The sequence below is a fragment of the Chryseobacterium mulctrae genome (assembly GCF_006175945.1).
GTDB lineage: Bacteria > Bacteroidota > Bacteroidia > Flavobacteriales > Weeksellaceae > Chryseobacterium > Chryseobacterium mulctrae.
In genome coordinates this window covers 2,557,823-2,577,123 of sequence record NZ_VAJL01000001.1, presented here as the reverse complement: position 1 = coordinate 2,577,123, position 19,301 = coordinate 2,557,823, and the positions used below count along the sequence as shown (strand labels likewise).

The window sequence follows — 19,301 nt, the reverse complement described above, 5'->3', positions numbered from 1 at the left end:
TTATGAATGGTAGGAATAGTATTTGATGAACTTATTTTGAAAAAACTTCCGGCTTTAGTTTTAATTAAAAACCCGGAAAATTATTAGAAAAGAAAAATTAAAATAGATATGACTTTCGACATTGACATGATCAAAAAAGTGTACGAGCGTTATCCTGAAAGAATTGCTGCGGCAAGACAAATTACAGGAAAACCACTCACACTTTCAGAAAAAATCCTTTACACACACTTATGGGAAGGAAACGCAACACAAGAATATGAAAGAGGAAATTCTTATGTAGATTTCGCTCCGGATAGAGTTGCAATGCAGGATGCCACTGCGCAAATGGCACTTTTACAATTTATGCAGGCTGGAAAAGCCAAAGTAGCAGTTCCTTCAACGGCTCATGCTGATCACCTTATTCAGGCAAGAGTAGGTGCAGAAGCAGATCTGCAGGAAGGAATTAATAAAAACTCTGAAGTTTTCAACTTCTTAAGTTCGGTTTGTGATAAATACGGAATTGGTTTCTGGAAACCGGGAGCCGGAATCATTCACCAAGTTGTATTAGAAAACTACGCATTTCCAGGTGGAATGATGATCGGGACCGACTCTCATACAGTAAATGCAGGAGGTTTAGGAATGGTTGCCATCGGAGTTGGTGGAGCTGATGCGGTAGACGTAATGGCCGGAATGGCTTGGGAACTGAAAATGCCAAAATTGATAGGTGTTAAATTAACAGGAAAAATGTCTGGCTGGACTTCAGCAAAAGACGTTATTCTAAAAGTGGCAGGAATTCTTACCGTAAAAGGAGGAACGGGATGTATCGTAGAATATTTCGGAGAAGGAGCAGAATCTCTTTCAGCAACAGGGAAAGGAACGATCTGTAACATGGGTGCTGAAATCGGAGCTACAACTTCTACTTTCGGATATGATGATTCAATGAGAAGATATTTAGCAGCTACAGGAAGACAAGATGTTGTAGATGCTGCTGATAAAATTGCTGAACATTTAACAGGTGATGCTGAAGTGTATGCAAACCCTGAACAATATTTCGATCAATTAATAGAAATCAATCTTTCTGAATTAGCTCCTCATTTGAACGGACCTTTTACTCCAGATTTAGCGACTCCTGTTTCTGAATTCAGAGCTAAAGCTGAAGCAAACGGATGGCCTCTTGAAGTTGAATGGGCATTGATTGGCTCTTGTACGAACTCTTCTTATGAAGATCTATCGAGAGCAGCTTCTATTGTAGAAGATGCAGTTGCAAAAGGGGTAAAACCTAAAGCTATTTTAGGAATTAATCCTGGTTCTGAGCAGGTGAAATTTACTGCAGAAAGAGACGGCTTCTTAGATTCTTTCAGAAAATTTGAAAATGCAAGAATCTTTACCAATGCTTGCGGACCTTGTATCGGGCAATGGGACAGAGAAGGTGCTGAAAAAGGAGAGAAAAACTCGATTATTCACTCTTTCAACAGAAACTTTGCAAAAAGAGCCGACGGAAACCCAAATACACATGCTTTTGTAGCATCTCCGGAAATGGTTGCAGCAGTGGCGATCTCCGGAAGATTAGATTTCAATCCGATTACAGATACTTTAACCAACGAAGCTGGTGAACAAATTAAATTAGATGAGCCAAAAGGTTTTGAATTGCCTGCAAAAGGATTTGCTGTAGATGACAACGGATATCAAGCTCCTTCTGCAGACGGATCTAGTGTTCAGGTCAATGTAAGTCCAACTTCAGACAGACTTCAGTTATTGGAAGAGTTCCCAGCTTGGGATGGTAAAAATATTACCGGAGCAAAAGTTTTAATTAAAGCTTTCGGAAAATGTACCACCGACCACATTTCTATGGCTGGACCATGGTTGAAATACAGAGGTCACCTTGATAATATTTCAAACAACATGTTGATTGGAGCAGTCAATGCTTATAACATGGAAACCAATCACGTTAAGAATGAATTAACTGGTGAATACGGAGAAGTTCCGGCTGTACAAAGAGCTTACAAAGCTGCAGGTGTTCCGACTATTGTTGTAGGAGATCAAAACTACGGTGAAGGTTCTTCTAGAGAGCACGCTGCAATGGAACCTAGACATCTTGGTGTGAAAGCCGTTTTGGTAAAATCATTTGCAAGAATTCATGAAACGAACCTTAAAAAACAAGGAATGTTAGGAATTACTTTTGCCAATGAATCTGATTATGATAAAATTTTAGAAGACGACACGGTTAACTTCTTAGATCTTGATCAGTTTGCTCCAGGAAAACAATTGACTTTAGAATTTGTACATGCTGATGGAACGAAAGACATTATCTTAGCCAATCACACGTACAACGATCAGCAAATTGATTGGTTTAAAGCAGGTTCTGCTTTGAATTTAATTAAGCAACAGGAAAACTAAAATTTAGTTTTTATCATACATAAAAAGCAACTTCCATTGAAGTTGCTTTTTTATTTCAGTTTTTCCAAAAGATTAGATCTATATATTTCTCCCACAGAAATTTCATGTTCCGAAATCAAAATTACTTTTTTTGAATTTAGGCTTTTCACTTTATTTAAATTTAAAATAAAAGATTTGTGAATTCTCGTAAAGTTTGCCGGAAGCTGATTTTCGAGAGATTTCAGAGTATCTAAAACAATGTATTCTTGAGTTTCCGTTTTGATGTTGGCGTAATCTTTAATGCTTTCCACATAAAGAATTTCATCAAAATTAATGCGGTGTTGCTGACCCGAAGATTTCACGAAAAAATGTCCGGTTTCATTAGCTTCAGTTACAGGAAAACGTTCCTGAGCCTTCATAACGCTTTTGCTAAAACGATCAAAAGAAATTGGTTTTAAAAGATAATCGACCACATTGTGCTCATATCCTTCTAAAGCATATTCTGAATAAGCCGTAGTTAAAATATACTTCATTTTATCGCCGACGATTTTCATGAAGTTAATCCCCGTTAATTCCGGCATTTGAATATCTAAAAAGACAAGATCTGCATTGTTCTTCTGAATAAATTCTAAAGCTTCAATAGGGTTTTCAGTAGAAAAAATAAGCTCAAGAAACGGAATTTTCTCTACATAACTTCTGAGGAGTGATACTGCGAGCGGTTCGTCATCAACAATAATGCATTTAATTTTCTTCATTCTTCAAATCAATCTTTAAATCTACGGTAAAATTGGTTTCCGTTTCAATCATATTCAGCTCGTATTTTTTAGGATACAAAATTTCGAGTCTTTTCCTTACATTTTCAATCCCGATTCCGGAAACAGAATCCTTCATTTTCTCTTTTTTAAAATTTGAAAGATAAAAATGCAGAATTTTATTGTTATCTGAAATTTTCATATCAAAACCTTTGTTTCTAAAATCTCCGTGTTTAAAAGCATTTTCAACGAAAGGAACTAAAAGCATCGGCGAAATATTCAGCTTTGGATGCGACAGCTTTTTTTCCACATTTAATAATTCTGGATTTTTAATTCTCAATTTTTCTAAAGCAATTAAACTGTCTAGATAACCAATTTCTTTATCTAAAGTAATAAAATCTTTCTCAAGATCCTTTGTGCTGTATCTTAATAATTGTCCCAATTCTTCAATGGCAGGCAAAGCCTTATCTGAATTTTGATACACTAAAGAATAAATATTATTTAATGTATTAAAAATAAAATGCGGATTGATCTGAGTTTTCAAAGCTTTGAGTTCGGCAGATTTTTTTTCCTGAATCAATTGTTGGCGTTCTTCTTCTCTTTTAAAAAATATATTGAACAAAGCTAGTGCAGTACTGATGAACAATGTATTAGAACTATAAAAAACATTATCAAAATAATAAAACCAAAGCGAAGTACCTTCAGCATAATTACCATGTCCAATAAAAATCGGCATAATCAACTCTTCTGACAAATATCGAAAGATCACAAAACAGCCGACACTGATAAAAAAGCCAAAAATCGTTAAATACAGCTTTTTGATATTAAAGAAAAACGGAACTATATAAAAATAATTAATATAAAAAACGATAAAACTAACCATAAAAAATGTGGCATTCAATAAAGCGTGATCAGTTTTCCATATTAATATCGGTATCAAAATGGAAAAAGTAACATTAAGAATCCAATAAAATAGGTGTAAAAATAAAATCTGTTTTGCTTTCATCGTAATTCTTTATTATTAACTATAATTGGTTGAGAGGAGTAATAATGCAAATATATTGAAACAGGTTTTGTATTTCTGTTCTCAATCTTTAAACTGCTTTTTTTAGGTAATCTATATTTAAATTCAGACTTACCCAAAATTTCAGAAGGTATTTTCAGCTCAGAAACTAAAGCTATATTTTCATCTGAAAGATTTTTTATTTCTAAAGTTACTGGCGCTTTCACTTTATTAATAGTAATGCTTTCGTTCGGAGCTATTGTCATTGTTTTCCAAACATCTACTCTATGATTATTTACATCAGGATGCATAAAGACCAAACCTAAAAGGAGTATTATACTTTTCATTTACCAAAAATAGATACAATAAGTATATCTAAAACTTTCCAAATCTACAAACACCCGTTTTTTATCGACGAAAATATTTTGGTCGGATTTAAATTGGTTCAAATCTAAACGCTATTTCATAAAAAAAGCTTTGAAGATACATTTGTACCAATAAAAAATTAAATATATGAAATCTTTATTCACACTTATTCTGAGTCTTCTTTGTATCTATTGCTACAGTCAAAAAAAAATCAATGTCATTCTAGTAGGAACAATGCATTTTAATAACCCCGGTAAAGATGCTGTCAAATCAGAAGAAATTGATATTCTAAAAGATTACAGACAGAATAGCTTAGAAAAAATCACAAATAAAATTGCAAAAAAATATAAACCATCAAAAGTTTTTGTAGAATACCCAAGTAAAAACCAGAAAACACTTGAGAAATTTTACGATTTATACAAAGCTGGAAAACCTTACTTCCAAGAAGATACTCTTACAAAATCTTGGCAGAAAAGATATTTTGAAGAAGGCGAGATCTTCCAATTTGGTTTCAGACTTGCAAAAAAAGCTGAGAATACAAAGGTTTATGCGATGGATTACCCTGCTGAGATGAGATTCGATCTTTTTCAGCAAAAGGCAAAAGAAATGCAAACAATAGAAGAATCTGCATTTCAGGAAAAAATAAAAGAATCCAGTAATAAAAAGAACTCATGCTTTTCCAAAAGCGATTTAGCGAACATTTTAAAATGCTTTAATACAGAAGAAGAGCTACAACAAAATAAGGGTATATATATTAATCTATTCAACAGATTAAACAAAACACCTGATTTTTATGGGTCTGATCTTGTATCCGGTTGGTATAGAAGAAATCTAATAATGTACTCAACTATTCAAAACACAGTTTCCAATAATGATGAAAATATTGTCATCATCGTTGGTCAAGGTCACGCAGCAATGATGCAGGAGTTTATAAAACTGGACGACAGATTCAATCTGATTAAAATTTCTGAGGCACTGTAATTAAGAATTCCTGAGTTTTCTACACATAATTTATTCCTTTTCTTAAAACTATTAAGAATTTAATCTTAACCAAAACCAGAAGAATGAAAACAAAAAACTTACTGATTATATCTTTTTTTCCAATAGTTTTATTTTCGCAAAAGAAAAATGACAGCCTCAAAACTATAGAACAAGTTAATATTCTTGTGAAGAAAAAACTCCTTCTCGAAAGAAAAGCTGATCGTCTTATTTTTAATGTTGAAGCTTCTGTAGCTTCTCAAGGAATGGATGGTGCTGAAACATTGGCCAATGTTCCGATGTTGAAAGTAGATGATAATCTGGGAAGCATTTCTATTGCAGGAAAGAGCAGTGTAAATGTAATGGTCAACGGAAGAATACTGAATCTTTCGGGAACAAATCTTATTAATTATCTGAAAACAATACGCTCGGAAAACATAGCCAAAATAGAAGTAATCACTACTCCACCAGCAAAATATGAAGCTCAGGGAAATAGTGGATTGATCAATATTATTCTTAAAAAAAATCCAAACTTAGGCTGGAGCGGATCAGTGAATACAGGATTGAACCAAAGAACTTACTCAGGTGGAAATTCAACAGGATCATTAAATTATCAGACTGAAAAACTTAGCTTATCTTTAAAAACAAGTTATGCAGACGGAGCAAAGCGCTCAGAAGAAAACTACAGTATTTTAGGTGCTTCCCAAAACTACAGCCGTTCTGTAAGAAAAGATATGTGGAAAGAATTGACGCCTAACCTAAATCTTTCGTACAAGCTCAATAAAAACTCTGAGATCGGAATGGAATACATCTATGCTCATCAGAGATCTGGGATGGATATTGTAAACGAAACAAGAAATGTTGATACCGACTTATCCGTAGAAAACCTTTTAACAAAGACTTTTCACCGCGAAAAAACTCCAACTCATACTTTGAGTGCTTATTATGATTTAAAATTAGATTCATTGGGAAAAAAATTGAGTTTTGCAGGAAACTTTTTTAAAAATAATTCTGATACAGATGTTAACTTTTCAACATTGAAATTGAGTGATAATTCAATACAATATGTCAATACAAGATCAATTGTTGAGCCACAGGTTTTTTCTTTGCAAGGAGACTTGGAACTCCCGTTTTCTTTTGGCACCATTGAAACTGGACTTAAATTTAATCAGTTTAAAAACTCTACCGATTTGCAATATTTTAACATTATTAACAATCAATATATTCCTGATTTGCAAAGAGCCAATTTGTTTGAATATAAGGAAGAAAATTATGCTGCTTATTTTAGTTATGCTAAAAGTTTTGGGGAACATTGGGAAACCAAAGCAGGGCTTCGTTATGAAAACACTCAGGCTCAAAGCTTTACTCCATCAACAAACTTAGAAAACAAATACAATTACGGACAATGGTTTCCATCGGCTTTTGTTTCTTATAAAAAGGAAAAAAATGTCTTCAGCCTTTCTTATTCAAGAAGAATCAACCGTCCAAGTATGAGCAATCTTAATCCTTTCAGATGGTATGAGAACCCATATTCATATTCATCCGGAAATCCTTTGCTTAAGCCATCTTACATTAACAATCTGGAATTGGGATATACTTACAACAGCAAATTTTCTGCAAGCATTTATTATTTGAAACTTAAAAATGGTTTCGGGCAAGTTGCTTTAATCGATGGACTTTCTCAAATAGGAACTTATCTTAATTATTACGATAATAATTTTTACGGATTCAATGCTTCTTACACTGATCAGTTTTTCAAATTCTGGGAAACGAGTCTGTCTTTAAACGGATCACTTATGGATTCAAAAGTATATAATCTTGATGCAGAAACTCAAAATGGCCATTATATTAGCTACTCATTTAACAATACATTTACTGTAAACAAAAATAAAACAGTATTCTTTTTCTTAAACTACAGTCAGGATTTACCTTATAAAAATGTAAATTCTTCGTTTCATAATTTTTCTAACCTAACTTCAGGAATAAAAGTTTCATTGATGGAAAAGCAGTTACAGATCAATGCAACCGTAACTAATATTTTTGCACAAAGATACCGTGGTGATAAGTATTTCAAAGACAATAGTCAACATTTTAATAATTATTGGGACGGCAGAAGCTTCCGTTTAAACATAAATTACACATTAGGAAACAACAAAAAGAAACGAAGTACAAAAAGCATCAGTTTTGAAGAAAAAGACAGAGCGCAATAAAATTTTGTAACAAATTTATTTTTTTGTCGTCTAACTGAGTAGATTTAACTCACATTATGAAGAAAATACTACTTACTCTCTCAATTTTAGCTTCAACTTTAGGTTTTTCCCAGGAAACTAAAGACAATAAAGAAACCAAAGAAAAAGAAATTGAAGGTGTTATTATTACCAAAACTAAAAAAGCCGTTGAGCAGAAAGCCGACCGTACGATTTTTGATTTTTCTGAGCAACCAAGCTTAAATTCAGGCTCTTTGATGGAAGGGGTAAAAAAACTTCCAGGTTTAGTTGTTTCTGATATGGTGGGAATGATGTATCAGGGAAAACCTTTGGATGTTTATATGGACGGAAGACCGCTGAACATTTCAAGCAACGAGCTGAACGCTTTTCTGGAAGGAATGCCTGCAAATTCTGTTGAAAGGATCGAAATAATTACACAGCCCGGTGCAGAATTTCCTGCAACATCGGGAGGAGCAATATTAAATATTATTACAAGCAAATCAGCAAAAAATTATCTTACCGCGGTGTACAATGGAGGTTACCGTTTTTCAAGCTATGATAAATACAGAAGCAGATTTAATAATTCAATCGCCTTAAACTCAAGAAACAAATGGTTTGGATGGCAGGTCAATTTAGGTCAATACTACCGTGAAAGCTTATCGCTTTCTGAATTCGATGGGCTTACTAGAAACCACTCTAATTCTATGGGAAGAACCTATTATATGAATTCTGCTTTCACTTTCGAGCTTGGAAAAGACAGATTATTGTTGAACTACGACATCAATCACAATAATGGAGGTGCAGATGTTGTTGCTGACCAATTTATAGGTGGAGTTACCACATCCAATTATTCCAGTGATACAAAAGGATTAAGACAGGAAGTTGCTGCAACCTATCAGAAAAAATTTGAGGATAAAAATAAAAAACTTGATTTTAAAGCAGTTTACACCAATAGCGATTCAGAATTTAATCAATTTGGAAATCAATCATTAAATAACTCTTCTTTATTTAATCTATATAATTTCAGAGTAGATTATTCTCAGCCTCTGAAAATTTTAGATGAAGGAAAGGTAAGTTTTGGTGGATTGTATGATCAACAAAATTTTGAAACGAAAAACGGAAATCTCATTAATCTTGATTATACAAGACAAACTACCTCTGCCTATTTAGAATTTCAGGCAACTCTGAAAAAGTTTGATTTCATCGCCGGAGCGAGAGCTGAAAATTATGATATTACAGGAATTACACGATTCTATGATGATAACAATAATTTAAAGGAAAGCAATTTAAATCCGTTCAAAAAGTTTAAGGTCTTTCCAAATGCCAGTGTTCAGTACAATTTAATGAAACAGCTTTTCGTTAATGTTAACTACAACAAAAAAATAAGTTTGCCGAGTGTTTCTCTACTAAACCCGAATAACAATACACTTACAACGGAAACTGTTACATCAAACGGGAACCCAAATTTACAGCCAACGATTTATGATAATGCTGAAATCAAAATCAGCGCATTTGATTATGCTTACATTGGCTACAACACCAGTTGGGTGAAAAATCAGATCGTACAGAGAGTTTCGAGAGAAGGTAATTTTATTAAAAACGAACAGGTACAAGTAAACAGCATCAGAACGCATAACTTTAATTTTGGAATGCCTATTCCGTTTATGTTATTTACAACTCCTTTTAGCGAACTGATGAAATTCAATGTGAATCCTGATAAAATGAATTTATTATACGTTTATACTGGTTATCAGTTTCAGGAAATGCCCGATGTAAAAACAAAAGGTTTCTGGATTTTCAGCGTAATGGGACAATTTATTCTACCAAAAGACATCAGATTTCAGGCAAATTATAACGTAATACCAAAAGGAGGAAATTTCTATTATTTCCAAATTGACAAACCTTTAAATAATGCGTTTGATCTTACAATATCAAGAAAATTTATGAATGATCGTCTAAATCTTTCATTGTATGCAAGAGATGTATTTAATCAAAACAAGAGTGTAATTGTTGCCGTTTCTCCGGAAAGAAATGTATTTACATCTAATAAATACGACAGCAGAAGTTTCGGAATCACCGTAAATTATAAAATTCCAACCAAAAATAAGTTGGCAAAAGAAGATCCGAACATGATTAAATCAACCAATCAAAGCGACAGCAATGGTGGAATTTTGCAACAAGGACAATAATTTATAAAATAAAATTTATCCAAAATCTCAACCATTATATATTTCAATAGAAACGGGCTTTTTGCCCGTTTTTTTATGCCTGTTTTTTTCTACAGGCTTTAACCAAAATTTATTAAATGTGAAAAAATTAACTATTTACTTTTAAAATTGACAGTAGTAAAACCACCCCGCCAAAAATTTAAAGAATTTTCGCCACCCTCCAAAGGAGGGGAATTTTAGCTTGTGCACTCTAGGTTTAGAAATCAATTGTTTGGAATCTCCAGTTTAAAGTATCAATTAATGTGATTTGATTTAAATTTAATGGCAGGTCAGTTATTATCTTCAACACTTGGTTTGCCATCATGCTTCCTACAATTCCTGGCAAAGCACCTAAAACTCCGAGACTGTCACAATCCGGAAGATCTTCATTAAAAGGAGGTTCCGGGAAAATATCTCTTAAATTTTTGCTTCCATTATAATTGAAGATAGCAACTTGTCCGGAAAAACCGAGAATGCTTCCGTAAACTAAAGGCTTTTTAAGCTTTACACAAGTATCATTAACTAAATACCTCGTTTTAAAATTATCGGAACCGTCAATAATCATATCAAACTGAGAAAAAATTTCTTCAGCATTAGAATCATCAATCTTATTTTCAATTCCGATAAAATTGACTTGACGATTAAGGTTTTTCACAAAGTCTTCTGCACTTTTCACTTTTGATCTCCCTACAGAATTTTCATTATGAATGATTTGTCGGTTTAAATTGTGCAATTCAACCTCATCAAAATCTGCAACGCCCAAAGTTCCAATTCCGGCCGCAGCCAAATATTGAATGACAGGACTTCCCAAACCTCCTGCCCCAATCACCAAAACTTTAGCGTTCATTATTTTTCGCTGACCTTCCAAACCGATTTCTTCAATAAAGATCTGTCGGCTGTATCTTGAGAAAATATCTTCGTTTTTCATGAATCATTTTATAATTAAATTCCACTGTAAACAGCATCCCAATCTTTCATTATTGGGTCATAGCCTGCATTTTTAATAATATTTTTAATTTCCCCCATACTTCTTTCATCGCTGGTTTCAAATTGTTCCAACGACTCTTTATCCACCGCATAACCTCCCGGATTGGTTTTCGAAGCTGCACTCATTGCTGTTGCGCCTAAAGAAATGATATTATTTCTAAATTTTTCGCTCTCTCTTGTTGAAATAGAGATTTCCAAATCTTCATTCCAGATTCGGTAAGCACAGATCAATTGGAGTAGATCTTTATCAGACATAATAAAATTGGGTTCAATAATTCCTTCCGCTGGTCGAAGTCTTGGAAATGAAACTGAATATCTACTTTTCCAATATTGTTTTTGAAGATAATCAATATGAAGTGCGTTGAAAAAACTGTCAACCCGCCAATCTTCCAAACCAAGCAAAACACCCAATCCCATTTTATGAATTCCGGCTTTGCCAATTCTGTCGGGCGTTTCCAGACGAAAACTGAAATTTGATTTTTTCCCTTTTGGATGATATTCTTTATAAACTTCCTGATGATAAGTTTCCTGATAAACCAAAACAGCATTCACACCTGCATCATGAAGCTGCCGATATTCTTCTTCCGACAAAGGCTGAACTTCAATCGAAATATTCGCAAAATGCGGCTTCAACAGACGAACAGCATTCAAAAAATAATCAATTCCAACTGTTTTATTTGCTTCTCCACTTACCAGCAAAACATGATTCATTCCCATTGATCTTAAAACCGTAGCTTCGACCAACAATTCTGTATCAGAAAGTGTTTTCCTTTTGATCGAATTATCTAAACTGAAACCGCAATACGTACAAATGTTCTGACATTCATTACTCAGGTACAACGGCGCATACAACTGAATGGTTTTCCCGAACCGTTTCTGAGTAATTTGCTGCGTCATTTTCGCCATTAATTCTAACTTTTGAGCAGCAACAGGAGAAAGAAAGTTGAGGAAATCTTCTATCGTTTTATTCTTTTTCTGAAGACTATTTTCCACATCAGATAACGTCACTTTTTCAAGCTTTGCTTTTACCTCATCCCATTGGTATTTTTCAAAAAGATCTTTAAAACTTTTCATACATATTTGTATTAATCAAAATGATGCATTCAATAATATTTTTAAATAGGATTTCATCCTATCCTTTATTAAATCGTCCCTTCAGGACTCTTTTATTCATTGTTTTAATCAAACAAAAAAGAAGTCAGTGGGCTTGATGCTTCCGCATGGTTCCCGATAGCTCCTAAACCAGATTCAAAAGCTCTTCTTCCCGCAATTACGCCTTCTTTAAAAGCCAATGCCATATTTACAGGATTTCTTGCAACAGCAATTGCTGTATTTACCAAAACCGCATCAGCTCCCATTTCCATTGCTTTTGCCGCATCAGACGGTGCTCCAATTCCGGCATCAACAACAACAGGAACATTGCTTTGGGCGATAATAATTTCTAAAAAATCTAAAGTTCTTAAACCTTTATTCGTTCCAATCGGTGCTCCCAAAGGCATTACAACGGCTGTTCCTACATCTTCCAGACGTTTGCACAAAACCGGATCGGCATGAATATAAGGCATCACAACAAATCCTAATTTTGCCAATTCTTCTGTTGCATACAACGTTTCAATCGGATCGGGTAACAAATATTTTGGATCCGGATGAATTTCTAATTTCACCCAATTGGTTTCCAAAGCTTCTCTTGCCAATTGCGCTGCCAAAACCGCTTCTTTCGCTGTTCTTGCTCCTGAAGTATTCGGTAAAAGATGAGATCTTGTAGGTTTTAAAGCATTCAACAAGTCATCTTCTGAAGATTGCGAATCGATTCTTTTTAATGCCATTGTCACCAATTCACTTCCGGAAGCGATGATGGAATCCGTCATTTCTGAAAGATCTCCAAATTTTCCGGTTCCTAAAAATAATCTCGATTTAAAAGTTCTGTCTGCTATAATTAATGGTTGATTGTTCATTGCATTGCTATTTTAAATTCGTTGATAATAGATGGTTGATTGGTGATTTGCCCAGAAACGGCGACTCCATAAATTCCTATTTGTTGTAAGAGGTCGATGTCTTTCAAAACCACTCCACCAATGGCGAATATTTTTGGTATTTCTAATGATTTTGACTTTAATTCTTCAATAATCTTCTCATAACCTTCAAAACCAAGAATAGGACTTAGTTGTTCTTTAGTTGAAGTAAATCGAAGTGGTCCCAAACCGATGTAATCGCATGATTCATTCATTCTTTGCAAAACATCAGAAATGGAATTTGCCGTTCCACCGATAATTTTATTTTCTCCTAAAATCTGTCTTGCAATATCAATCGAAGTATCTTTTAAACCTAAATGAACACCGTCTGCATCGATATCTTTTGCAATCTGAACATGGTCATTAATGATACAAACTGATTGGTATTCTGAACACAGCAGTTTTGAATTTTCACAAAGCTTAATAAACTCATTTTCGGGAGCATTTTTCCAACGAATCTGAATCCATTTTATGCCGTTGTCTAAGGCCTTTTTTATATTTAGTTCCTGTTCGGATTTTGTAAAACCTTGAGAAATATATTGTAGTTTTTCCATTTTTAAATTTGAATACATCTTAATAAACTATATTCTGGCGGCATTTTCTGAAAACGTTTAAAGGTTCATCACTTTCCCATATTGCGCCTAACAAAGCCACTCCATCAACATTATTATCAAAAACGTGATGAATATTATTTTCGTTAATTCCTCCCAAAGCAATTAGTTTAACATTAGAATTGTCTCGTTTTTTAATATCATTTAAAATCGTTGAATTTTCCCCATATCCTTTTTTAGAAATACTTGGAAAAACCGGACTGATAAATGCATATTCCCACTCTTTATTCAATTGATTAAAAGTTTCAATATCATGAACAGACGTTGATTTTTTTTTATCTGTAAAAGATTGATACAAGCCATTTTTTCTGTCAATTTCTCTGAAATGAAATCTTGAGATGTTAAAGTTCTCAGCCAAATCGTAATGACTATGCAAAACCAATTGAGAGTAAAATTTTGAATCTATCTTTTGAATAAAATCCTTCATTTCATTTTGACCAATAAAAGGCTTTCTGATATGAAGCAAATCCAAACCTTCTCGAAATAGTTGATTGATGATCTCAGTTTCATTTTGAACAAGTTCTTCGGGAGAAATTACAATGATCATATATAAATTTCTTTTCCTTTTTCGATGAATTCCTGAGATTTATCAAACATTCCTTTTTCTGCAGATTCACGGATCTCCTGTGTGATCTTCATTGAACAGAATTTTGGTCCACACATTGAGCAGAAGTGCGCAATTTTTGCTCCGTCCGCAGGAAGTGTTTCATCATGATAAGATCTTGCCGTATCCGGATCAAGAGAAAGATTGAACTGATCTTCCCATCTGAATTCAAATCTTGCTTTACTCAACGCATTGTCTCTGTATTGCGAACCGGGATGACCTTTCGCCAGATCTGCAGCATGAGCAGCCAATTTATAGGTGATCACCCCAACTTTTACATCTTCTTTATTGGGGAGTCCCAAATGCTCTTTCGGAGTCACATAACACAACATCGCGCAACCGAACCAACCGATCATTGCTGCACCAATTCCTGAAGTGATGTGATCGTACCCCGGCGCAATATCCGTCGTTAAAGGACCTAATGTGTAAAACGGAGCTTCGTCACAAACTTCCAATTGCTTATCCATATTTTCTTTGATCATGTGCATCGGAACATGACCGGGACCTTCAATCATTACCTGAACATTGTGTTTCCAGGCAATTTTTGTTAGTTCACCTAAAGTTTCCAATTCAGCAAATTGCGCTTCATCATTGGCATCTGCAATTGAACCCGGGCGAAGACCGTCACCTAAAGAAAAGGCAACGTCATATTTTTTCATGATCTCGCAGATCTCCTCGAAATGAGTGTACAAAAAGTTTTCTTTATGATGAAACAAACACCATTTTGCCATGATAGAACCTCCTCTGGAAACAATTCCCGTCACCCGTTTTGCCGTTAAATGAATATATCTTAATAAAACTCCAGCGTGAATCGTGAAGTACGAAACTCCCTGTTCTGCCTGTTCAATCAAAGTATCTTTAAAAATTTCCCAAGTGAGATCTTCCGCAACACCTTTTACTTTTTCCAAAGCCTGATAAATTGGAACTGTGCCAATCGGAACCGGACTGTTTCTGATGATCCATTCTCTGGTTTCGTGGATGTTTTTTCCGGTTGACAGATCCATAATTGTATCTGCTCCCCATCTGCAAGCCCAAACTGCTTTTTCTACTTCTTCTTCAATACTCGATGAAACAGCACTATTTCCAATGTTCGCATTAATTTTAACCAAAAAATTTCGTCCGATGATCATCGGTTCGCTTTCCGGGTGATTGATATTGTTGGGAATAATTGCTCTTCCTGCTGCAATTTCGTCTCTTACAAACTCAGGAGTAATTTTGCTTTTCGGAGTTCTTGCCCCAAAATTATTTCCCTGATGTTGAAAAGCCATGTCTTTTGAAACAGAATCCAGTTGCTCGATTCTTTGATTTTCTCTGATGGCAATATATTCCATTTCGGGAGTGATAATGCCCTGTTTTGCGTAGTATAATTGAGTAACTTCCTGTCCTTCTTTTGCTACTTTCGGTTTGTGATTGTAAGAAAAACGCAACTCATCCAGTTTTGAATTGGCAAGACGTTTTTTCCCGTATTCTGAGGTAATTCCGTCTAAAACTTCGACATCATTTCTATGCAAAATCCATTGTTCACGAATTCTTGGAAGTCCTTTTTCGATATTAATTTCAGAATTTTCATCGGTGTAAGGTCCTGAAGTATCATACACTGTAACAGGTGGATTATGTTCTAATGTTCCGTTGGTAAGTTTTGTCGGACTTAGCTGTATTTCGCGCATCGCTACATTGATTGGATGAATTTTCCCTTCAACATAGATTTTTTTTGAGTTTGGAAACGGCGAACGTGTGATTTTATGAGCCATAAAAATATTTTTTTTAACCGCCTTGAGTAGCAGTGATAATTAAAATTGAATCTTGGTTGTTGAGAATGGTTTCCGCCCAGAATGCCTGCGGAATAATGCGATTGTTGAGCGCTACGGCAATCCCTTTTTTCTTTTCAGGTAATTCCATAGCGATAAGTGCTTCCAGCGTTTTGGGAAGTACATCAAAATTTCTTAGTGTGTGATTGATCGTGAGCTCCATTCCTAAATTTTTAAATACACTTTAGGAATGCCCATCATTGTACAATAGAATGTACAGCAAAGTCATCTCACTTTTTCCTACGCTAGTATGATCTAGAAATCAGGTTCAAAGGGTAAAGTCTCAGCCTGTTTTGTCAACAGACACCCCTAAAGTTGGGAGCGAAGTTAGACATTTTTTTAAAATGGGCAAAATTTTTTGAAGGAGAGGGAAGTTGGGGGAGGGAAGATGGAAGTTTTAAATGTTTGAAAATATTGTTTTTTTTATCTCGCTGATCTTGGAGATCACGCAGATGTCTTTTTATTTTATACTGGAAAGATTCGAGTTGAAATTCTTATAAGATGACAATCTTTATATTTGGTTTTCAAATATTTAAATAAATGACTTCCCATCTAGCCCCGATCGCAACGGCATCCTTTTGGGTTGCGGGGGAGCGAAGCGGAGCCGTAACCCAAAAGATATAGTGGAAAGCGGGAAAAAGCTCCTAAAAAGTAGAAAAGTAAATCTGAATTCTAGATTTGAAGAAAATAAAAATGGAAACCAGATTATCTCTAATTTCCATTTTATAACTTATTTCTAAATTAATATTATTCTTCGCAAGCTCTCCAAATCGCGTCATTCTGCGGAACAGGGGCAACGATTGTTACCTCCTCTTTTGTAACAGGATGTATAAACTGAAGTTTTCTGGCGTGAAGATTAATTCCTCCATCCGGATTTGAACGAGGCGCACCATATTTTAAATCACCTTTAATCGGAACTCCGGTTTTTGATAACTGTGCTCTGATTTGATGATGTCTTCCGGTTTCCAGATCAATTTCCAAAAGAAGATAATTATCCAGAGTTTTAATAATATTGTAGGTAAGAATTGCTTCTTTTGCCCCTTCGGTAACTTTCGTAAAAACGATCGCTTTATTATTTTTTTCGTTTTTCTGAAGATAATGAACCAATCTTTGGCTTTGCGGAATCATTTCTTTAGCTACAACCGCCCAATACGTTTTCTTAATTTCTCGGTTTTTAACCATTTGAGTCAATCTTGAAAGCGCTTTTGAGGTTTTAGCATAAATAACCAAACCAGAAGTTGGCCGATCGATACGATGTACCAAACCCAAAAAAACATTTCCGGGTTTATTATCTCTTTTTTTGATGAAATCTTTAATGGAATCGAGTAAAGGTTCGTCACCGGTTTTATCGCCCTGAACGAGTTGCCCTACTTTTTTATTGATAACTAAAAGGTGATTATCCTCAAAAACGATCTGTTCTTCCATACTACCTTAACGATTCTGTGATCTGCTCACAAAAGAAATAACCACTCCACCTAAAAGACCAATCGTTTTTATAACGTTAAGACTTGAATCCATTGGTAAAAATGCTCCGATGATACACAAACCTGCCGCAGCGTACATTGGGTACATAAACTTAGTATGCATCAACATTCTTCCCTGAACGATAAAACTGATTCCAATTAAAATATAAAATAATCTTGCTGAAAGAAGATAATTAATATTATCCGGGAAAATTCTAAACCAACCTGCAGCTAAACAAATGATTGCTAAAATTGATAAAATCCCCTGTGTTGCCTGTAAATTACTTTTCATTAATAGCTTTCATTTTGGTTAGGGAAATCAGCACTTTTCACGTCTTTCACGTATTGAGAAACTGCTCCCGTAATTTCTGTATATAAATCTAGGTATCTTCTTAAAAATTTTGGAGAGAAACCTTTGTTCATTCCCACCATATCATGATATACCAAAACCTGTCCGTCACAATGAGGCCCGGCTCCAATTCCGATTGTTGGAATCGAAATACTTTCCGTCACTCTTTTAGCCAAATCTGCAGGAATTTTTTCAAGAACAACCCCAAAACATCCTAATTCTTCAAGCAATTTTGCATCGTTGATTAATTTTTCAGCTTCAGCTTCTTCTTTAGCCCTCACTTTATAGGTTCCAAACTGATAAATAGACTGTGGTGTTAATCCCAAATGTCCCATAATAGGAATTCCGGCATTGATGATCTTTTTAATTGATTTTGAAATTTCTTTTCCACCCTCAATTTTAATCGCATGAGCACCCCCTTCTTTCATCATTCTAACTGCAGATTCAAGTGCGATATCAGGATTACTTTGGTAAGTTCCGAAAGGAAGATCTGCAATTACCAATGCTCTTTCTACCCCTCTCACCACACTTTGAGTGTGATAAATCATCTGATCTAATGTAATAGGAAGTGTTGTTTCAAAACCCGCCATTACATTCGCCGCAGAATCTCCGATAAGAATGGTATCAACACCACCGACGTCAACCATTTTTGCCGTTGTAAAATCGTAAGCGGTAAGCATTGTTATTTTCTCCTTGTCGAATTTCATTTTTCGCAAGGTTTCTGTAGTAACTCTTTTAATTTCGGAATGAACAGACATAATGTATATGATTGTTTAAAGTTAAAAAGTCGGCTTTCGCCGACTTATATATTTGGATTTTACAAAACTACGTGTCCTAGTTTCATTAATTTATCGTGGTTGAGAATTTTGATGTTTCTACCGTCTACTTCGATGAGACTGTCACCTTTAAATTCGGAGATCAATCGGATAGCACTTTCGGTAGCAGTTCCGATAATGTTGGCAATTTCTTCTCTTGTTAAAGAAATTTTGATAAAACCTTCAGGATCTGTCCCTAATTTTTGTTCTAAAAGAATAAGGATTTCTGCCAATCTTTCTCTTACTGTTTTTTGAGCCAAGAAAGTAATCGTGTTGGAAGACTCTCCCAATTCATAAGATATTTTCTGAAGCATTACAAAAGACAACTGTGGATCAACTTCTAATAAGTCCATAAAAATATCTGCAGGTAAGAATGTGCATTCAACATCAGTCATTGCTTCTGCCTTTGCCTGAAAATTTTCTCCACACAACAATGCACGATATCCTATAATATCACCTTCTTTTATAAATCTAAGAATTTGATCTTTACCAAAAGATCCTGATTTTGACAATTTAGCAGCCCCTTTTTCTATCACGTAAACCCCTTTCGGAGTTTCGCCATCGTCAAAGACGATATCGTGTTTTTGAAAAACGAGTTTCTTTTTTGCGTTGATATATCTTTCATAATCAGTATTGGAAAGTCTTTCTTTAAAGGATTTATCATTAAAAACCCTTGCGAATCTTTCTTCAATAGCAATCTGTTGTTCCTGCGACATTGTAATATGACATTTATCACAAAAATAGAACATTTAAACTCTATAAACAAAAAAAAATGTTATAATTT

The 19,301-nt window shown here is 34.6% G+C and carries 18 protein-coding genes and 1 riboswitch; of the genes, 4 read left to right on the top strand and 14 right to left on the bottom strand.

The features are described 5' to 3' along the window. The first annotated feature begins 108 nt into the window (after positions 1 to 108). Positions 109 to 2,376 (top strand): aconitate hydratase, encoded by a 2,268-nt coding sequence (locus FDY99_RS11800; protein WP_074230357.1) that lies wholly within the window; start codon positions 109 to 111, stop codon positions 2,374 to 2,376. Between the two features lie 50 nt (positions 2,377 to 2,426). On the opposite strand, the gene FDY99_RS11795 is transcribed toward FDY99_RS11800, so the two are convergent. From FDY99_RS11795 to FDY99_RS11785, 3 genes are all read right to left on the bottom strand, one after another. Beyond that, entirely contained in the window at positions 2,427 to 3,110 is a 684-nt protein-coding gene (locus tag FDY99_RS11795) for a LytR/AlgR family response regulator transcription factor (RefSeq protein WP_139421682.1), read from the bottom strand. Further along, positions 3,097 to 3,843: a sensor histidine kinase gene (locus FDY99_RS11790; RefSeq protein WP_228448781.1), complete on the bottom strand. Its 747-nt coding sequence runs from the start codon at positions 3,841 to 3,843 to the stop codon at positions 3,097 to 3,099. The genes FDY99_RS11795 and FDY99_RS11790 overlap by 14 nt, the downstream gene beginning before the upstream one ends. 266 nt (positions 3,844 to 4,109) lie before the next feature. Continuing rightward, positions 4,110 to 4,457 carry a hypothetical protein gene (locus FDY99_RS11785; RefSeq protein WP_139421678.1) on the bottom strand — a complete coding sequence of 116 codons (348 nt, stop codon included), beginning with the start codon at positions 4,455 to 4,457 and terminating at the stop codon, positions 4,110 to 4,112. Between the two features lie 166 nt (positions 4,458 to 4,623). On the opposite strand from FDY99_RS11785, the gene FDY99_RS11780 reads away from it, so the two are divergent. The 3 genes from FDY99_RS11780 (at position 4,624) to FDY99_RS11770 (ending at position 9,850) form a co-directional block, all read left to right on the top strand. Then, positions 4,624 to 5,457, top strand: coding sequence for a DUF5694 domain-containing protein (locus tag FDY99_RS11780; RefSeq protein ID WP_139421676.1), 834 nt, complete (start codon positions 4,624 to 4,626; stop codon positions 5,455 to 5,457). Positions 5,458 to 5,540: 83 nt separating this feature from the next. Next, complete coding sequence (locus FDY99_RS11775; RefSeq protein ID WP_139421675.1) at positions 5,541 to 7,664, top strand: outer membrane beta-barrel family protein; 2,124 nt, start codon at positions 5,541 to 5,543, stop codon at positions 7,662 to 7,664. 56 nt (positions 7,665 to 7,720) lie between these two features. After that, positions 7,721 to 9,850, top strand: a complete 2,130-nt coding sequence (locus FDY99_RS11770) for an outer membrane beta-barrel family protein (protein ID WP_139421673.1) — start codon at positions 7,721 to 7,723, stop codon at positions 9,848 to 9,850. A 235-nt stretch (positions 9,851 to 10,085) separates the two neighbouring features. Here FDY99_RS11770 and FDY99_RS11765 read toward each other — a convergent pair whose 3' ends face one another. From FDY99_RS11765 to FDY99_RS11715, 11 genes are all read right to left on the bottom strand, one after another. Beyond that, entirely contained in the window at positions 10,086 to 10,796 is a 711-nt protein-coding gene (locus tag FDY99_RS11765) for a HesA/MoeB/ThiF family protein (protein WP_139421671.1), read from the bottom strand. A gap of 14 nt (positions 10,797 to 10,810) precedes the next feature. Continuing rightward, entirely contained in the window at positions 10,811 to 11,929 is a 1,119-nt protein-coding gene (thiH, locus tag FDY99_RS11760) for a 2-iminoacetate synthase ThiH (protein ID WP_139421670.1), read from the bottom strand. 104 nt (positions 11,930 to 12,033) lie between these two features. After that, entirely contained in the window at positions 12,034 to 12,810 is a 777-nt protein-coding gene (locus FDY99_RS11755) for a thiazole synthase (RefSeq protein ID WP_139421667.1), read from the bottom strand. Further along, a complete protein-coding gene (gene thiE, locus FDY99_RS11750) occupies positions 12,807 to 13,421 on the bottom strand; it encodes a thiamine phosphate synthase (RefSeq protein ID WP_139421665.1) in 615 nt (204 codons plus the stop codon). Before thiE ends, FDY99_RS11755 begins: the two co-directional genes overlap by 4 nt. A gap of 19 nt (positions 13,422 to 13,440) precedes the next feature. Then, on the bottom strand, positions 13,441 to 14,025 hold the full coding sequence (locus FDY99_RS11745; RefSeq protein ID WP_139421663.1) for a thiamine phosphate synthase: 585 nt from the start codon (positions 14,023 to 14,025) through the stop codon (positions 13,441 to 13,443). Continuing rightward, positions 14,022 to 15,833 (bottom strand): phosphomethylpyrimidine synthase ThiC, encoded by a 1,812-nt coding sequence (gene thiC, locus FDY99_RS11740; RefSeq protein WP_139421662.1) that lies wholly within the window; start codon positions 15,831 to 15,833, stop codon positions 14,022 to 14,024. Before thiC ends, FDY99_RS11745 begins: the two co-directional genes overlap by 4 nt. Positions 15,834 to 15,846: 13 nt before the next feature. After that, entirely contained in the window at positions 15,847 to 16,053 is a 207-nt protein-coding gene (gene thiS / locus FDY99_RS11735) for a sulfur carrier protein ThiS (protein ID WP_139421660.1), read from the bottom strand. A gap of 57 nt (positions 16,054 to 16,110) precedes the next feature. Next, positions 16,111 to 16,211, bottom strand: a riboswitch (TPP riboswitch). 426 nt (positions 16,212 to 16,637) lie between these two features. Continuing rightward, positions 16,638 to 17,315, bottom strand: coding sequence for an RluA family pseudouridine synthase (locus FDY99_RS11730; protein WP_076561984.1), 678 nt, complete (start codon positions 17,313 to 17,315; stop codon positions 16,638 to 16,640). A 6-nt stretch (positions 17,316 to 17,321) separates the two neighbouring features. Then, a complete protein-coding gene (locus FDY99_RS11725; protein ID WP_139421658.1) occupies positions 17,322 to 17,645 on the bottom strand; it encodes a hypothetical protein in 324 nt (107 codons plus the stop codon). Continuing rightward, positions 17,645 to 18,460, bottom strand: a complete 816-nt coding sequence (gene panB / locus FDY99_RS11720) for a 3-methyl-2-oxobutanoate hydroxymethyltransferase (protein WP_139421656.1) — start codon at positions 18,458 to 18,460, stop codon at positions 17,645 to 17,647. The genes FDY99_RS11725 and panB overlap by 1 nt, the downstream gene beginning before the upstream one ends. Before the next feature lie 59 nt (positions 18,461 to 18,519). Continuing rightward, positions 18,520 to 19,233 (bottom strand): Crp/Fnr family transcriptional regulator, encoded by a 714-nt coding sequence (locus FDY99_RS11715; protein ID WP_074230373.1) that lies wholly within the window; start codon positions 19,231 to 19,233, stop codon positions 18,520 to 18,522. Between the last annotated feature and the right edge of the window lie 68 nt (positions 19,234 to 19,301).

What these genes read in the sequence shown, in the direction of transcription:
- panB (WP_139421656.1), bottom strand. Translation starts at nt 18,460, where the DNA reads ATGTCTGTTCATTCCGAAATTAAAAGAGTTACTACAGAAACCTTGCGA.
- FDY99_RS11780 (WP_139421676.1), top strand. Translation starts at nt 4,624, where the DNA reads ATGAAATCTTTATTCACACTTATTCTGAGTCTTCTTTGTATCTATTGC.
- FDY99_RS11745 (WP_139421663.1), bottom strand. Translation starts at nt 14,025, where the DNA reads ATGATCATTGTAATTTCTCCCGAAGAACTTGTTCAAAATGAAACTGAG.
- FDY99_RS11765 (WP_139421671.1), bottom strand. Translation starts at nt 10,796, where the DNA reads ATGAAAAACGAAGATATTTTCTCAAGATACAGCCGACAGATCTTTATT.
- FDY99_RS11800 (WP_074230357.1), top strand. Translation starts at nt 109, where the DNA reads ATGACTTTCGACATTGACATGATCAAAAAAGTGTACGAGCGTTATCCT.
- thiS (WP_139421660.1), bottom strand. Translation starts at nt 16,053, where the DNA reads ATGGAGCTCACGATCAATCACACACTAAGAAATTTTGATGTACTTCCC.
- FDY99_RS11725 (WP_139421658.1), bottom strand. Translation starts at nt 17,645, where the DNA reads ATGAAAAGTAATTTACAGGCAACACAGGGGATTTTATCAATTTTAGCA.
- FDY99_RS11775 (WP_139421675.1), top strand. Translation starts at nt 5,541, where the DNA reads ATGAAAACAAAAAACTTACTGATTATATCTTTTTTTCCAATAGTTTTA.
- FDY99_RS11715 (WP_074230373.1), bottom strand. Translation starts at nt 19,233, where the DNA reads ATGTCGCAGGAACAACAGATTGCTATTGAAGAAAGATTCGCAAGGGTT.
- FDY99_RS11795 (WP_139421682.1), bottom strand. Translation starts at nt 3,110, where the DNA reads ATGAAGAAAATTAAATGCATTATTGTTGATGACGAACCGCTCGCAGTA.
- FDY99_RS11785 (WP_139421678.1), bottom strand. Translation starts at nt 4,457, where the DNA reads ATGAAAAGTATAATACTCCTTTTAGGTTTGGTCTTTATGCATCCTGAT.
- thiC (WP_139421662.1), bottom strand. Translation starts at nt 15,833, where the DNA reads ATGGCTCATAAAATCACACGTTCGCCGTTTCCAAACTCAAAAAAAATC.
- FDY99_RS11730 (WP_076561984.1), bottom strand. Translation starts at nt 17,315, where the DNA reads ATGGAAGAACAGATCGTTTTTGAGGATAATCACCTTTTAGTTATCAAT.
- FDY99_RS11770 (WP_139421673.1), top strand. Translation starts at nt 7,721, where the DNA reads ATGAAGAAAATACTACTTACTCTCTCAATTTTAGCTTCAACTTTAGGT.
- FDY99_RS11755 (WP_139421667.1), bottom strand. Translation starts at nt 12,810, where the DNA reads ATGAACAATCAACCATTAATTATAGCAGACAGAACTTTTAAATCGAGA.
- thiE (WP_139421665.1), bottom strand. Translation starts at nt 13,421, where the DNA reads ATGGAAAAACTACAATATATTTCTCAAGGTTTTACAAAATCCGAACAG.
- thiH (WP_139421670.1), bottom strand. Translation starts at nt 11,929, where the DNA reads ATGAAAAGTTTTAAAGATCTTTTTGAAAAATACCAATGGGATGAGGTA.
- FDY99_RS11790 (WP_228448781.1), bottom strand. Translation starts at nt 3,843, where the DNA reads ATGCCGATTTTTATTGGACATGGTAATTATGCTGAAGGTACTTCGCTT.